At 33.2% G+C, this 16,250-nt stretch carries 11 protein-coding genes; all 11 read left to right on the forward strand.

Going from position 1 to position 16,250, the window contains the following annotated elements; genetic code table 11:
* The first annotated feature begins 373 nt into the window (after window positions 1-373).
* The 11 genes from MHI00_RS05515 to helD all read left to right on the forward strand — a co-directional run bounded on the left by MHI00_RS05515 (window position 374) and on the right by helD (window position 16,209).
* Window positions 374-1,906 carry a helix-turn-helix domain-containing protein gene (locus tag MHI00_RS05515; protein ID WP_010051829.1) on the forward strand — a complete coding sequence of 511 codons (1,533 nt, stop codon included), beginning with the start codon at window positions 374-376 and terminating at the stop codon, window positions 1,904-1,906.
* 331 nt (window positions 1,907-2,237) lie between these two features.
* Window positions 2,238-5,822, forward strand: a complete 3,585-nt coding sequence (locus tag MHI00_RS05520) for a hypothetical protein (RefSeq protein ID WP_341111809.1) — start codon at window positions 2,238-2,240, stop codon at window positions 5,820-5,822.
* Between the two features lie 20 nt (window positions 5,823-5,842).
* Window positions 5,843-6,904 (forward strand): WxL domain-containing protein, encoded by a 1,062-nt coding sequence (locus tag MHI00_RS05525; protein WP_010051831.1) that lies wholly within the window; start codon window positions 5,843-5,845, stop codon window positions 6,902-6,904.
* Window positions 6,905-6,979: 75 nt separating this feature from the next.
* The gene (locus MHI00_RS05530) at window positions 6,980-7,795 is read left to right on the forward strand and encodes a WxL domain-containing protein (RefSeq protein WP_010051832.1); all 816 of its coding nucleotides are present in this window, start codon (window positions 6,980-6,982) and stop codon (window positions 7,793-7,795) included.
* 22 nt (window positions 7,796-7,817) lie between these two features.
* Window positions 7,818-8,630, forward strand: coding sequence for a WxL domain-containing protein (locus tag MHI00_RS05535; protein WP_015077000.1), 813 nt, complete (start codon window positions 7,818-7,820; stop codon window positions 8,628-8,630).
* 29 nt (window positions 8,631-8,659) lie between these two features.
* Window positions 8,660-9,475, forward strand: coding sequence for a WxL domain-containing protein (locus MHI00_RS05540; protein WP_015076999.1), 816 nt, complete (start codon window positions 8,660-8,662; stop codon window positions 9,473-9,475).
* A gap of 46 nt (window positions 9,476-9,521) precedes the next feature.
* The gene (locus tag MHI00_RS05545) at window positions 9,522-10,928 is read left to right on the forward strand and encodes a pectate lyase-like adhesive domain-containing protein (RefSeq protein WP_187958435.1); all 1,407 of its coding nucleotides are present in this window, start codon (window positions 9,522-9,524) and stop codon (window positions 10,926-10,928) included.
* Between the two features lie 226 nt (window positions 10,929-11,154).
* Entirely contained in the window at window positions 11,155-11,940 is a 786-nt protein-coding gene (locus MHI00_RS05550; protein WP_056998967.1) for a WxL domain-containing protein, read from the forward strand.
* A gap of 198 nt (window positions 11,941-12,138) precedes the next feature.
* Entirely contained in the window at window positions 12,139-13,302 is a 1,164-nt protein-coding gene (locus MHI00_RS05555; RefSeq protein WP_341111820.1) for a DUF916 and DUF3324 domain-containing protein, read from the forward strand.
* A 55-nt stretch (window positions 13,303-13,357) separates the two neighbouring features.
* Window positions 13,358-13,594: a hypothetical protein gene (locus MHI00_RS05560; RefSeq protein ID WP_015076992.1), complete on the forward strand. Its 237-nt coding sequence runs from the start codon at window positions 13,358-13,360 to the stop codon at window positions 13,592-13,594.
* 323 nt (window positions 13,595-13,917) lie between these two features.
* Complete coding sequence (helD, locus tag MHI00_RS05565) at window positions 13,918-16,209, forward strand: RNA polymerase recycling motor HelD (RefSeq protein ID WP_341111824.1); 2,292 nt, start codon at window positions 13,918-13,920, stop codon at window positions 16,207-16,209.
* Window positions 16,210-16,250 lie beyond the last annotated feature (41 nt).

The raw sequence follows: 16,250 nt of genomic DNA on the forward strand, positions 1-16,250 counted from the left end.
CTGTTATTTTTACCATTTTTTTTAAAAGTTATCTCATATGATTGCTTAATAACCTAATTAAAGCTAAAATAAACTATTTCTTTTTTATAAAATTAAGAAATTTGAAAATAGTTGTTATTGTAATGTCTAACGATAGTTTCAAAATAAAGTAGAAATACATTTTTCGTAATATTTTAATGTTATTTATTTTTTTTAGAAAATATTTTCTATTGAAATAATCCTTTTAATTTTTTGTTCAAAAAACAGAAAATATTTAAAAAGAAATGAGATTGGTATTAGGTATACTATTTGTAGGCCTGGAATAAATAAATGGAGTTAAGAGCATAACTTAACTGCTAAATGGTTTACTATAGAAAGGAAGGGTTGATACCATTTGAATGTATTTTTAGAAAGAATTTCTTTAAGAAAGATGTATTTGTTGTCTTTGCTTGATTCTGAAAAGCGTGGGTTTTCAATTAAAGAATTAGAACAAAAATTAGGTCATAATAGTAAAACAATTACTAAAATGGTTCAATCATTAAAGATTGAGTTAGCACCTTGGCAAAATAGTATTACCCTAGTCACGAATAATGATCGAACATTATCTCTCAAAAAAAAAGCCAGTTTTTCTTTGGAAACAATCAATCTGTATTATTTAAAGGAGTCCTTTATATTCAAAGCATGTGATGCAATTTTTAATGAAGAATTTATTGATATTGCTACTTTTTCTAGTGCGAATTATATTAGTTACAGTACATTATATGGCCGATTAAATGAAATTAAACCATTATTAGAACACTATTCAATTGAATTTAAAGCGAATAATATGGCTTCTTTTGAAGGAGAAGAAAAACAGATTCGTTACTTCTTTTATCATTTCTATTGGAGTACACATTGGGGTATGGAGTGGCCTTTTCAAAAAATTGATAAGAACCAGTTTTGTGAAATAATAAAACGAATTGAAGGATTACGAAAAACAACTACTTTATATATTTCAGAGCAAGAATCAATTGCATTTTGGTTAGGCGTTATAACGACTCGAATTAACCTCGGGCATACTATTGAACAGGTGGGTCTATACAATTCAATTATTGATGACAATAGTGCATTTACTTATTTTAAAAATGCTTTATTAGAAGAGTTTAAGCAGTTATTTCCTACTATAAGTGAATCAGATTTACTAAACGAAATTCAATTTTTATATGTTGTTATGTATTCGAATGATTATTTTGAAATGGATGATCCTCAGATTAGTGAAACGTTAATTTTTTCACAAAATCGTAATGGTGAAATTTTTGGAGCAACCAATCATTGGTTAAAAGTTTGCAGTGATTTTTTTGAGGTATCTTTATCTGCTGCTGAATACGGAGCAATTTATGCTAATTTGATTCATTTACATGCGGAGATAGCCTTTTTTAAAGGGAATATTTCGGTTTTTTTTAATGACTATTTAGAGGTTAGTCACATAAAAGATGAAACCAATGATTTTTATGACTCACTAATGGATTTTTTCTACCAAAAACTAATTGAAAATAAAAAATACAAGAAAATTTTTATAAATAAAGAACGTTTATTACCTAGATATAAAATGATTGCACGTAAATTCATTAACATTGATAGTCAAAAAAATAGCATTAAAGTTCACTTAATTTCAGTCTACGGGAACAAAAAATTAGCGTATTTACAAAACTTAATCAATCGATCAAATGAGGAACATCTAGAATTTTCTGAGGATTACAACAATGTTGATTTAATTGTTTCTGATCGCCTTTATGCAGGAATCAGCCAATTAAATACGCCTATGATTATTTGGGGCGAAGAGCCTGATGAAAATGATTTAGCTGAAGTAAACAAGGTCATCAAAAAAATATCATTTGATAAGATGCATAAGAAACTAGTAAAGTATACTCATTTTCCAGCCATTTAATGGTTGGTTTTTTTATTTAAGATTTCATTTCATTTTATTTGAATACGCCTTTTAGGAATTAAATAAAAGAGTACTAGTAATCTAAAATTAAAAAGTATAATTTTAACTGTTTTAGTTATTTTATGAAAAATATGAATTTAAAAAAAAAAAAAATGAGTGTCTATAGTCTAGAATAGGGTTTGTGAGCTTTCTTTAACCAGTGGGTAGTTGTTTTATGAGAAGGCAGAATCGGTCTATTTATTTTATTCTCGCTAAACAACTTATTCATTATAGAAGAAGGAGTCACTTTTTATAATAAGTAGGTGTGGAGCTACATTAAGGAGGAGGTATAATGATACGTTATAAAAAGAGAATACTAGTGTTGACTATTGCGATTTTTTTATCCATAGGTCTGGGTATTGGTGCTGTCAATCAATTCATTAGTAGCTCTGGTGGTCGGGTGGAGGCAGATTCAGGAGTAAAATTGGTAGCTGACAAAAAAGAACTGACTTTGGGAACCGCTGCTGTTTTGACGATTAAACGGGAATTTAGAGATGAAAGTAAAACGGATAATATTCTTTCGGTTAAGTTACCAGAGGGCATCACTTTTTCAGAGTCTAAGACGAAAGAGTTAAATGACGAAAAAGGGGTGAAATCGATTGCATGGAATGCTGAAAAACAGCAAATTGAAGTTTCGCTTATAGAGACAAAAGATGAAGTGAACATCCAACTTTCTATTATAGGGAATAAGGTTGGTAATTATCAATTAAATGCTGAATTATCTGGTGAGCAATCAAATGTAATTGATTTAGCTGTGATCGAGAATCAAATTGATTTTGCTAAACAGGGAACAGATGAATCAGAGTCTTTACTGGATAATGATTTATTACTGAATCAAATTACGCCCTTTATAGCAACTGGATATACAGATATTCATCAATATCCAGGAATTAAGGTCATCCCAAAAACAGAATCAACATCAACGGCTCCTTATGTGATACCTGGGAAAAATTCTTTTGTCATGCAACTCTCTGAAGGCACAACTTATACAGCTGTGGGTGAAGGAATTTATGATAACACAGACAATAAGTATAAAGGCTCTTTAAGAGGGTATGTTTTTGAAGATAGCTCAAAATTAACGAACCCAACAGCTCCAAGATATATACTTGCTACAAAAGTAGGTATTTATAAAGGGAATTGGATTGATGTAAGAGTTGTCGTGGATGAAGTGCGGGTTCGAAGGAAGAATTTTAACAATCAAAACCCAAATGAAAATGGCCTGTCGGAGTCAGCTGAGTTTGGTGTGGCAACGGTCACTTACGAAGATCGAGGTATAAATTATCCGGAATCTTATAGTTCAACTAAATATGGTGATTATTTCATGGCAGTTGGAACACTAAAAAACTCTAGTAATGATGATTATTATAGTTACCATTATGAATTTTATGACAATCAAACAGGAACTAAGTTAAATGATATCTCGGGAATGTGGAATTTTCAACGACAAAATAAATTCAAACAAACCGATATTCGAAATGATGCTAAGCACATGTCCTCTATTTTTGCGTCGGATGCAGCAGCAAAACCGTCGACAGTTACCTATAAAACAGAACCAATTCAAGCTGGTTTTGATCGGTTTTTTGGTGATGCAGGTAGTGTTGCGACGGAAGATACCTATTTAACAACGTTGTTTGACAATATTGCAGATTATCCAATTGGTATGACTGCACAAGGAAATACGAGTGAGACTTCTACTGCTAATGGAATGATATTAATGTATAATCAAACGCCTTTAGCGCGGATTTATCCATCTAAGCCAGAAGTGATTGGTGAAAGAACAACAGATAATCCAATGAGAATGAAGTATCAAATCTTACAAAATATTCCAGCTCAAAAGAGTGCCTATTATTCAACTGACTTTCAGATCAGTTCTGAACTTCCAGTCGAATATGATTTTGATTTAAGTACAGTTAAGGTTCAGAATGTTTTGGATAATACTGAAATTACGGATCAATTTACGGCTAGTTATGATGGAAGTAATAAGAATAAACTGATTTTAAAAGCTGTGAATCCATTAGATGATGCATTTAACAATAAAATGTATCGGATTTTAGTTGAGGCTCTACCGAATGAAAAATTTGATCTTAATGAATATAAGAATAAAGTTGGACATCGAGAAAAACAATATGATTTAGATACAAGTTATATTCAAGTTCCTTTAACAGCAAAAAATACGTTTAATACCGGGAATGTTTTATTAGGAACGGTTACCCAAACGGCAGAAGTTGAAACTGATCCTACTAAAGATAAAGCAATTTCGTATATGCTTTATCGCGGAATACCAGATGCTGATCCATTAGATGGGAAAAAAGTTGCGATTGGAGCAGATTGGGACAAGCTAGATCCAGTTGATTTTATTGTTCCAGGAACTTTAAGAACAGATACTGGTTCACCGAATGACGAACCAATTAAAATTACGGGTTTTTATAATACGCCTGATACTTCTAAAAAAGGCGAGGCTGATGTTTGGGTTGTGATTGAAACAGCCCAAGGCGTAGAAGCTAAAATAAAAGTGAAAATTTTAATTGAAAATGGGGATCCAATTCCTGATGTTCAAATTCAGGAAATGATCAAAAATAACACACAAAGTTTAGATTTTTCAACAAATCAAACAGCGCATATTCAAGATGAACTAACTTTCCAAGGAAAAATTACGAAGGCAGTTGAAGGCTCAATTTGGAATAAAGCTATTATTTCAATAACAGTGCCAGAAGGTGTTGAACTTCCTACTGTTTCTAGTGTCAAGTTAAGTGATGGAACAAGTGAAATCCCTGCAACTATTACAATTGACGGACGGAAAATTACTGCGAAGTTAACAAACTCAGTTACAGCAACAGAAGCGATGTATTTAAAATTCGATACAAAAGTTCTAGATGCAGCACTTGGCCAAAGTTACACATCAACAACGGAGGCAACAGGGGAAGATAGCAATCAAGATCCTGTAACTAGCTCTAGTTCGGCTAATTTGGCTGTGCTTGACTATAGCGATCCAATGATTACTTTTGAACCTAAAGTAGAAAAGAAAATAACAGGTGGAGATTGGGAAGAAAATAAAAATGTTAAACCTGGTAATGCAGTTCGATTTACGATTCAAAGCTCGTTGAAAAATGCATATACTGTTTGGAAAAATCAAAAAATCGTTGTAGATCTACCAGAAGGTTTGGACTCTATTGTGTTGTCAACTAGTGTGACAATTGTTCGTCCTGGGAAACCAGATGTTGAGTTGACGAATGGCGGATTAACAAAGTTTGAAAAAATAGGGAATCAAATTATTTTTGAAACAACTGATCCTCAATATCAATTTACTGAAATGGATAGCCGAATTCGTTTTAATTATACCGCTAATGTCATGGTTGAAGCAGTGATGAAATCACCGTTGGAAACACTTGTACACATGAGTGGATTAAATTCACGTAATGAAGCAGTAGATTTGCCAAATCAATTAATTTCATTAGATGTAACGGAGGGAATCCTTGATTTCTCAGCTACAGATCAAGTTGATTTTAAAACCAATGATTTAATCAGTACTGGAACTGTTATTCATGATCCAAAAGCCGATTTTGTAGTGAACATTACGGATAGTCGTGGAATTGCAAATGCGCCATGGTCGATTAATGCAGAAGTATCAAAAGAATTTAAAAATGGTGATCGACTATTAAATGGCAATCTATTTTTTGTGGATCAAGCAGGTAATTCCTTGCCTTTAAGCAAAGGTGCTGCCCAACCAATCATAAAAAACGCTAGTTCGTTAACGAGTCAACAAATTGTTTGGAAAAATAATGAAGGAAAAGGTTTATTTTTAAAGCAACGTGCAGGTATGAATGTATCAGGTAGCTATAGTGGTGAAATTACTTGGACTTTAAGTGTAGGACCTTAATAAAAGGAGGAATTAAAATAATGTCAATTAAATTTAACTCTCTTCTTTCAAAAGGTGTTCTATTTCTGGGGTTGTTAGCACTGGTAGGGTTCTTGAGTGGCTCAGCTGGAAAGCAAGCAATGGCAAGTGAGATGGAATCTACAGTTGGAATAGAGTTTACAGGTGAAGGTACTAAAATAAAATTACCAGATACAGGTGGAGACAAAATAGATGTAGAAGTACCAAATAGTGACACTTCTACAGGGGACAATTATTTACCACAAACTGGTGAAAGTAAAAGCTATTATCAGTGGTTTTTATTTGGTCTTTTAATGGTCGTTATAGCTTTATATCGTTTAATAAAAAGTCGGAAAATGAATATCAAAAATTTAAATGCAACAAAATTTAGTCTTTTTGGATTACTGTTACTCCTCTTACTGTCTCCAAGACAAGTTGAAGCGGTTGATGGTGGTCAGATGAAAACTGAAGGTGATGTAGGTTTCCGGAAAAATACAGATATTACTCCTCCGGTAGACCCGCTTAATCCAGATAAACCTCTAGAACCATTTAAACCACCTACTGCAGGACCATTAAGCTTAAATTATGTTTCTGATATACAATTTGGTTCTTATGATTTAGCAGATTCAGAAACTATTTTTTACGCGTCTTTGGATACCATCAAGTACGCTGATTCTTCAAAACAACGTTTTAAACGACCTAATTTTGTGGAATTAACAGATAATAGGGGATTGAATACTGGTTGGCGATTAACTGTTAAACAAAATGGACAGTTAAAAAATGCGGATGGAGCAGAATTAAATGGTGCAAAATTAGCGTTTAACAATACTTCTATCGTCTCTTTGGATGAAATTACTGCAACACCGACTGGATTTACAAAGGATGCAGTCCTATTAAATGATAATCAAAATGTGTTAGTCATGGCTGCTGAAAATGGAACCGGTATGGGGAGCTGGAGTGTTAATTTCGGACAAGACGATACTGAAGGTGAAAGAAGCATTTCTTTAACTGTTCCAAAAGATTCCGTTAAAGAAAAAGGTCATTATACAACTAGCTTAACTTGGACCCTAAGCGATTCAATTTAGTAACTGAATGATTCAATCCAAGCAATTAGATTGAACAGTTAAAATAAACCAGATTTTATACTAGGAGGAAGAAAAATGAAATTAAAACAAGTACGAAAAATCGGATTAATCTCAGCAGTGAGTGCATTAACACTGTTTTCATCAGCACTACCAGCTTTTGCGGTTGATAAATCGGTGACTACTCAAGGGGATGTTGGCTTTGAGAAAGATGAATCAGGAACAACCGATCCTTTAGATCCAGAAAAACCTGATCCGTTAGAACCTTTTGTCCCAGTTGATCCGCCAACGCCAACAACTGGTGCGCTACGCTTAGATGTGACTCCATTCTTTCATTTTGGCACAAATAATAAAATTGTAGCAACGAAACAAAATTATTATGCATTATTTGCAAGAGGAGTAAAATTTGGTGAAACAGAAGAATCGGATGTTCCTAACTATTTGCAAGTTACAGATGCGCGCGGTGGAAATAAAGGCTTCAAAGTTTCTGTTAAAACGAATGGAACCTTTACTTCTGGAACAGACAAAATAGAAAATACTAAAATAACATTGAAAAATTTTAGTGTGAATTCTGGTAGTGAGATTAAAGATTCTACAGTATTTCCAACAGTTTCAGCAACTCCAATTGTGATTAGTGATAATCAAGCACATGATTTATTAAGTGCAGCAGTAGGACAAGGATATGGGATTTGGACAATGCCAATGGGAAGTTCTACAGAAAAAACTTCAGGTAAAGGTAAGGATGGTACAGGTACTGAAGGAACTGTTGATGCAACTAAAGAGGGACGCAATCCTGCTGTCCAATTAACCATTCCAGCTGGCCAAGTTATTAAAGATAATACGGCTACACCTTATGTAACAGATTTAAACTGGACTATTTCAGATAGCATATAATTTATTAGGAGGATTTTGAAAAATGAAAAAACAAATTTTAGCAACAGCATTATTAAGTGGGTTAATTTTAGTTACTTTTGTACCAGCAGCATCAGCTTTAGATAAAACAGCTGATACTAAGGGATCTGTCCAATTTGAAAAAGTTGGAGAAAATGAAGTTGGTGAAGTAGTTAAGCCAGATACAGAAGACAAACCAGAAAATATTATTGTTCCAGAAGGCGGAGGCAATACAACCGGTCCTTTGAGATTGCAACATGTTCCAGATATTAAATTTGGTACAGTTACTTTTAAAACTGGGAATACAAAACATCAAGCAATTCTTGAGAACTATACAAAGGACGGTGTAGCTGGAGATCAAGCAATTCCTCAGTTTGTTCAAGTAACTGATGAGCGTGGTGATGACACAGGTACTTGGAAAGTTACTGTTTCAGGAACAACCTTTAAAGAAAAAGTCGCTGGTGGCGGACCTGCAACGGTTCCAGAATTAGTGAATACTAAAATCGTAGTGAAGCAACAAAAATTCTTTAATACGGTGACAGACTATGCAACTCCTGTAGTTAGTGCAGAAACACTTGTATCTGGATTTACTGGAACAGAATTAACTATTCCAACAAATGGAACGGATTCTGTTTTAGTTATGCAAACAAAAGCAGGAAAATCAACAAATGGTTCGAAAACTTCGGTAGTCTTTAATTCTGACTATACAGACGCTTCATCCTATGTTGTTGGAGAAAAAAATGCTGGAATTATTTTAGATAAAGCAAATGGGGATAATATTGTTGTTGATAAAGCCTATGAAAGTGATTTGACTTGGACTTTAAGTGATTCAATTTAAAGTCTATTAAAATAAAAGGAGAAAATAAAATGAAATTAACTAAAGTAGCAGTTATCGCATTAGTTTCAACTGTTGGACTGTCTGGCTTAGCCGCAACAGCTAATGCTGCCGTTAATGAAAGTGTACCAACAAAAGGAAAAGTAGAATTTAAAGCACCAACGAATCCAACCGGTCCTGTAGTCAAGCCAGATACAGAGGACACAGAAATTGAAACAGAGGGTGGACATACTACAGGGACGTTGAGAATTGAGCATGCACCCCACATTAATTTTGGTAAAGTCATTTATCGTGCTGGGAATCAAACCTTCCAAGCGAATAATGAGAGTTACACGTACACTAGTGGAGCCGTTACTGAAACTCAATATATTCCTAATTTTTTACAAGTAACAGACGAACGAGGTATTGAAGCAGAATGGGCAGTCACAGTTTCATCAACAGTGCTTACAGCTAGTGCAACGGATAAACTTGATAATACAAAAATTGTACTAAAAGAACAAAAACTAACCAATAATGTTTTTGATTATGTAGTCCCAGCATCTACTTCAGATCGGATTACAGGTTTTTCTGGATCAGCCATTGAGATTCCAACGGATGGTACTAATAGTGTAGAAATTTTAAAAACAAAAGCTGGAAAATCAACAAACGGGTCAAAATCTTCAATTGTCTTTAATTCAGCTTATACAGAGAGCACAAATTATGTTGCTCCACAAGATCCAGCAAATGAAACAGATGCTCCAATCGGGAAAAACTCAGGAATTACTTTGGTAAAACCACAGTCAGATTCTGTTAACGTCGGAAAAGTTTATCAAGCAGATTTAGTCTGGACAATATCTAGCGCTATATAGGAACAATGAAATAAAAAAATAAAACTAAATTAAAGGATGGGAAAAAATGAAAAAAAACAAATTTGCATTAGTTGGGTTATGTACAATCGCTTTATCGTTAGCAACAGGAGTATCAACTGTTATTGCTACGGAGACAAATCAAGCAGATGGAGTCATTATTGCCAAGGAGGAAGCACCAGCTACAGTTGATGCTACCGCACCAGTTGCTCCTGAACCAATGAGTGCTGCCGTTACATTTGCTGCACCAGTAAATTATACAAACGTTAGCACAATTGCTGAATTTAAAGCTGCATTATTAGATGTAAAAGTTACGGCTATTAAAGTAACGAAAAGTATCAAATTTACAGGAAATATTACAAATATTCCTAATAGAGATGTTGTTATCGATGGTAGTGCTGATACCGGTGTTGTAATTGATTCAAATATCTATTCAATCTACGGCAAACAAAACACGAAAGGCACAAATGTTTTTGCTGTTCAAAATGCAACAATTACAGGGGATGCTGGTAGTGGGCGTTTCTTTACTGGTGGATCAGGTAATGGACCTTCAAGTTATGGTTGGGATGTAAATGCAAAAGGAGTTACCTATACAGGCGCTCGTTTTGTACACCTATCAGAAGGAACATTGGTTTTTGAAGGAACAAATAAAATTGATACAGGCGCTGAAAATGCTTGGGTTCATGATTTAGTTTTCAAAAAAGGCACTGTTTATAATGGAACATCTGCTAGTAAAGGTCAATTTTCTGCCTTTTACTTTAACGGAGCTTTAATTAAAGGAAAAGCAACAGGTAAAGTTACAATTGAAGACAATGCAACCATTAATGTGAAAATCTCACCTAATGATGACAAAAATTATTACTACCCAGTATTCTACGACAAGGTATACCAAGTAAATGTTGGGAATGGAGTTGCATTTAATGTAGATGCAGCAGGTGTGGCTTTCCAATTTATTCCACGAGCTGATTTCCCTGAAGAACCTTCATTGAACATCTCTGGTGGTTCATCACTTAACTTTAATGGACGTGGCGGCGGAAGCTATGCGACTATGAAAATACAACAATACGGTACAAATATCAATTTAGATGAAGGTGCTGAATTAATTGTAACGGGTAATGCTAAGCACGGCGTTATTGAGAGTGTCTATAACTATGTAGATTTTAATTTAAATGCAGCTACTAATTTTGAAGTAACAAACAAATTAGCCAATGCACCATTGTTTAATAGCTCAAAAACTGAAATTAAAGGGGTCAACTTAAGTGAAGTTCTAACTTGGACAAAAACTGGCGGGGATTATAGTCGTGCTCCAGAAACTGCATTTGGTGACTTAAGATTGTTTAATACAAGTATTACTAAAAATACAAATGGTGAAGTTCAATCAACAAGTGCTTCAGCAGTTAGCGATTTCCAAATTGCAAATTATGGGAAAGTTAAATTCCAAGGTGGCGGAAACTAAGTATCAAAATCAAAGTGTAGTTAATGTAGTTTAGTGAAAATAAGTAAGAAATGAACGAGTCTATGGGCAATAATCAAGCCTCGTTCATATTCTATCAGGTTTGCTCTTTTGAGCCAACTCCTTGAGAAAAAAATTCAAGATGGCAAAAAATATCCTATCAATTTTTCTATTTTCTTGACGGAGTTAAATGGCTCAACGAGCTTTTGATCTAAGAGGAGGAAATAAAATGACCAAAAATAAAGTTGCCTTAGTTGGATTAGCAAGTATTGTTTTATCACTAGTAGGAGGGACAAATTTAGCATCTGCAGCATCAGTTCCAACCAAATCTGATGTGATTTTTGAAGAAGATAAGGACCCTAATACTATTGGTGAAATTATTAGACCAGGTACACCATCTGAAGTTATTGAGCCAGATGAAGGCGGACATACTACTGGTTCATTAAGAATTAATCATGTGCCGAATATTCATTTTGGAAATCAAAAAATTTCAACAGCAAGTAAAGAGTACAACGCTATTGTTGAAGGATATAAAAAAGACGGTGTAGCTAATTACATTCCGAACTTTGTTCAAGTCGCAGATGCTCGTGGAAGTATGACAGCAAAATGGAAATTGAGTGTTGTCGGAACTATTTTCAGCCCAACAGTTAAAACGGATAGTCCTAAATTAACAAATACGCACATTACATTAAACCAAGAAAAAATTACAAATAATGTCTATGATGAATTAACTCCAAACACAACATTAGATCGAGTAGCTGGTTTTGGAACAACTGCAGTTAAGATTAATACAGATGGAACATCAGGAATTGATATTTTAAATGTAAAAGCCAATCAAAATACAAATTCAACTATTACATCTTCTGTTTTTAATGCAAGTTATACAAAAGATGCAACCTATACAGCAGACCAAGAAAATACTGGAATTAGTTTACATGTTCCAGCTAGTGATATAAAAGTTGACGGTGAAACGTATGAAGCTAACTTAATTTGGACGCTAGCAGATGTCATTTAATTAGTTACTTACAACATAAATCTAGTCACTTGATAAATAAATTCGGGCGATTTGGATTGCCCGAATTTTTGAGTGTTTAGGTTAGAAGAATATACTTAGTTTGCATAAAAGAGGTTTAATGCAGATCTTAGTAGAAAAATCTGATTTTTCTTAATACATTAAATAGAATAGTTACTTATCTGAAGGAGCGAATGCAAGATGAAAAGAGCAAAATTTTATTTTATAATCTGTTTAATTACGAGTTTTATAAGTAGTTATTCCTTACTAAAGGTAGAGGCTGCGGATAATGATTCTGTACCTGTTTCTGCTAGAGTTGTACTACCAGAAAATCAGTTTAATAAAGAGGCGTCTTATTTTTATTTGAAAATGACACCTAATCAAGAACAAGATTTAGAAGTAGTATTGAGTAATACCTCAGATACAGTACAAAAAGTTGAAGTTAGCTTAGCAGCGGGAATAACAAATGACAATGGAATTATTGATTATCCTGATGGTCAAAAAAAGTTTGATGCTAGTTTAAAGTATCCATTTTCAAAATTAGCTTCAACTGAAAAAAATGTTACTATTGATCCGAAGAGTGATAAATCAGTCATGATAAAAGTTAAAATGCCTGCAGAGGAATTTGATGGTTTGATTATTGGCGGAATCAATATTCGATTGAATCAAGCTGATGACACAAAAAAAGAATCTGAAGGTGGCATGCAAATTAAAAATATTATTCGTTATAATTTTGGTGTTGTTCTAGTTGAAAATGAAACTGTTATTGTACCAGAGATGAAAATGAACAAAGCTTTTCCTAGTCAAGTTATGGGTGTTAATACTGTTAAGGCCAATTTATCCAATACGGAACCTGGAATTATTGACGGCCTAGAAGTAGTGGCAAAAGTAACAAAAAAAGGGAGCAAAGAAGTATTATATGAGGCAACAAAACAAGGTTTAAGGATGGCACCAAATTCAACATTTGATTTTGGTGTTAGTATGGATAATAAAGCATACCAAGCAGGAGACTATACGATGTCAGTTGTGGCAAAAGCTGAAAATCCAGATAAAGAATGGTCATGGAATAAAGACTTCACAGTGGATCGTGAAACGGCTCAAAAATTAAATGCTAAAGCAGCAGATTTGGAAAAAGATTATAGCATGTACTGGATTGTTGGCGGAATTGTAATTGGTGTTTTGTTAGTAGTTGTGATTTTATGTATTATATTCTATCGCAAGAAAAAGAAAAAAGCTGAAGCCGAACGACGTAAACGCCAAGCCCAAAAAAGAAAACGAAAAAAAGCACCAACGAATAGACCCAATAAAAAACGTCCAATAGCTGGAGAAATATCTACTAAACGTTCAGAAAAAAATAAAAAATAAGTATGTGAAAGGCTAAGAATTTCTTAGTCTTTTTTAGATAAAGAGGAGGATAGAAATGCAAAGCAGTAATAAAGCACAATTAGAGCAGAAAATGATCTATGATGTTCGATTTATAGCAGAAAGAAAAGTTTCTTTAAATATAAAAGAAGAAGTTGAAATTCATAAAACATTAATTTTACCAAGTGAATTAAGTCATGAAAAATTAAAACAGATTATTCAAACTCGTTTTATAAATGTTAAATCAGTCAGTTGCATAAATGATTTTGGAAAAGGAATATATCTAGAAGAGTGAACAAGTCAGAAAGTCAATCATTAAACTTGCTGATTTTTGAGATAAGAATCTAGGTACAATTAGTTATGGAGATCTAAGTCAATTAAAATAGAGAAGTTTCGATTATGAATCTTCTCTATTTTTAACGCAAAAAAAAATCCATCTCACTCAACCTAAAGGTTAAAAGTAGATGAAAGGCTAGTAAAAACTCCCATAAAGTGATACAATGGGGAAGTTGATATTTATTTTAAATTATAGTTATAATAAGTATATACATACTCTATACTTTAATTATAGCTAATTTTATGTGAGTTGTCAACTATTAAAAACATGGGGGTTTTTGAATGGAAAAGAATACCGATGAGTTTAACTATGAACAAGAGAGAGTAGACTGGACAGTCGCTCAAATGGTTAAACGTGAGGCCATTTTGACTAGCTCTGTGGAAAATGTTCGGGAAGAAGCTCAAGCAATTCGTTCGAATTTTTGGAAAGATGTGACAGTTAATGTTAGCGAACCAGATGATGTAATTGAAACAGAAGTCAGTATTCGCCAACAAGAATTACTATTGCAGGAACGAGAATTAAACTATAAACATGTTGAAAAACAACTAAAAGCTATTAGTAAATTGAAAGATGCACCTTATTTTGCAAGAATTGATATTCGTGAAGGTGAAGAACCAATTGAAGAGATTTATATTGGGATTGCTTCGTTTATGAGTGATGATGATCAATTTTTGGTGTATGATTGGCGTGCTCCAATTTCAAGTGCCTATTATGATGGTGCACTAGGCGCTGTGAATTATTTAACGCCTGATGGGGTTCAAACGGTTGATGTTTCTTTAAAACGTCAATTTTTAATCAAAGCTGCAGAAATTGAAGCCATGTTTGACACAAGTGAAACGATTGGCGATGAAATGTTGCAAGATATTTTAGGGAATCAATCAAATACACAAATGAAAAGTATTGTTTCTACTATCCAGCAAGAACAAAATAAAATTATCCGTGATACAACTAGCCAATTGTTATTTGTTCAAGGAGCAGCTGGAAGTGGTAAAACTTCTGCTATTTTACAACGAATTGCTTATCTATTGTACCATTTTAGAAATGGGTTAGATTCTAATCAAATGTTGATTTTTTCACCTAATAAATTATTTAATCATTACATTTCCAACGTATTGCCAGAGTTGGGTGAAAAAAATATGATTCAAACTACATTTTTAGATTTTGCTCAATCACGTATTTCTGGTTTGAAAGTAGAAAGTTTATTTGAGCAATTTGAAAACAAAAAGAACCAAAAACGTCAAGCTATTATGAATTTAAAAGAAGAGCCAATTTTTTTCAAGGCTTTGGATCGGTATGCTGAATATGTCTCTAAAGGCGGTATGATTTTTAAAGAAGTGAAGCTTAAACAAGAAGTATTATTTTCAAAAAAAGAAATTAGTACTATCTTTTATTCTTTCCCTGAGCATTATACATTGGCACAACGCTTTACTTATACAACGGAAGAACTTTTAAAGCGTTTGAAACCAATTATAAAAAAAGAGAGCAAAAAAGATTGGGTTGAAGACTATTTAGAATTATTAAGCGAAGAAGAGTATAAAGCTTTAATGAATAATCAAAAATTTACTAGTTTTAAAGAAGAAAAAGAGTTTTTAGCGAATAAAGTTGTTACGAAACAATTTAAAAAAGTTCGTAAAGCTTTAAATAAAAAAAGCTATTTCCACTATAAAGCACAGTACGCAAATTTCTTAAAAGTGGTTCCTAAATTAATTAAGATTGAAAATTATGGTGTAAGCTTAGCAGAATGGCAAGCTGAGGAAGCCTTTGTTATTAAACAACTTAATCGAAAACAAATAATGATGGAAGATACGGTTCCTTATTTGTATTTACAAGATTTGATTGTAGGCAAGGAAACGATGCGCACGATTAAGTTTGTTTTTATTGATGAAATTCAAGATTACTCAGCACAACAAATTCGTTATCTGAAATCCTTATTTCCTAATAGTCGCTTCACAATGTTGGGGGATTTAAACCAAGCAATCTTTAAGAATAAACAAAAAGAAAAAACGCTATTAGATAGTATTAAACCTTTGTTTGACGAAGATAAAATTAGCCAAATTGATTTAACTAAAACCTACCGTTCAACAGCTGATATTACAAATTTCACCAAAGGAATTTTATTGGACTCTCAAATGATAGAAGCTTTTGATCGAAAAGGAGAATTGCCACAAATTGTTGTACGATCCTCTTATAAAGAGATAATAGCTGAAATTACTCAGGTTTTGAAAAAAACAAATGAAGTCTCGACTTTAACAGCAATTATCGGCAAGACAAAAAAAGAGTGTGAAGAGGCATATGCAGCTTTAAAAGATTATTTTGATTTGACTTTAATTAGTAAAGAAAATCAAAAATTAGCAGATGGTTTGATTATCTTACCTTCGTATCTAGCTAAAGGATTGGAATTTGATACTGTTATTGTCTTAGATGCTTCTGCGAATAACTATCAATTAGAGTCTGAAAGAACGCTATTATATACGATTTGTTCACGAGCAATGCATCGTTTAATTGTGACAAGTTATGGCGCAATTTCTCCATTATTAGCTGATATTCCTAGCGATTTGTATCAACTAACTTAAAAAACACCTTCACAGTCTAGATAGCTGTGAAGGTGTTTTTT

The organism is Carnobacterium sp. FSL E2-0243 (assembly GCF_038003605.1).
Lineage (GTDB): Bacteria > Bacillota > Bacilli > Lactobacillales > Carnobacteriaceae > Carnobacterium > Carnobacterium maltaromaticum.

Excerpts from the sequence above, each read along its gene's own strand:
- MHI00_RS05525 (WP_010051831.1), top strand. The coding sequence starts at position 5,843 with ATGTCAATTAAATTTAACTCTCTTCTTTCAAAAGGTGTTCTATTTCTG.
- MHI00_RS05545 (WP_187958435.1), top strand. The coding sequence starts at position 9,522 with ATGAAAAAAAACAAATTTGCATTAGTTGGGTTATGTACAATCGCTTTA.
- MHI00_RS05535 (WP_015077000.1), top strand. The coding sequence starts at position 7,818 with ATGAAAAAACAAATTTTAGCAACAGCATTATTAAGTGGGTTAATTTTA.
- MHI00_RS05550 (WP_056998967.1), top strand. The coding sequence starts at position 11,155 with ATGACCAAAAATAAAGTTGCCTTAGTTGGATTAGCAAGTATTGTTTTA.
- MHI00_RS05560 (WP_015076992.1), top strand. The coding sequence starts at position 13,358 with ATGCAAAGCAGTAATAAAGCACAATTAGAGCAGAAAATGATCTATGAT.
- MHI00_RS05520 (WP_341111809.1), top strand. The coding sequence starts at position 2,238 with ATGATACGTTATAAAAAGAGAATACTAGTGTTGACTATTGCGATTTTT.
- MHI00_RS05555 (WP_341111820.1), top strand. The coding sequence starts at position 12,139 with ATGAAAAGAGCAAAATTTTATTTTATAATCTGTTTAATTACGAGTTTT.
- MHI00_RS05540 (WP_015076999.1), top strand. The coding sequence starts at position 8,660 with ATGAAATTAACTAAAGTAGCAGTTATCGCATTAGTTTCAACTGTTGGA.
- helD (WP_341111824.1), top strand. The coding sequence starts at position 13,918 with ATGGAAAAGAATACCGATGAGTTTAACTATGAACAAGAGAGAGTAGAC.
- MHI00_RS05530 (WP_010051832.1), top strand. The coding sequence starts at position 6,980 with ATGAAATTAAAACAAGTACGAAAAATCGGATTAATCTCAGCAGTGAGT.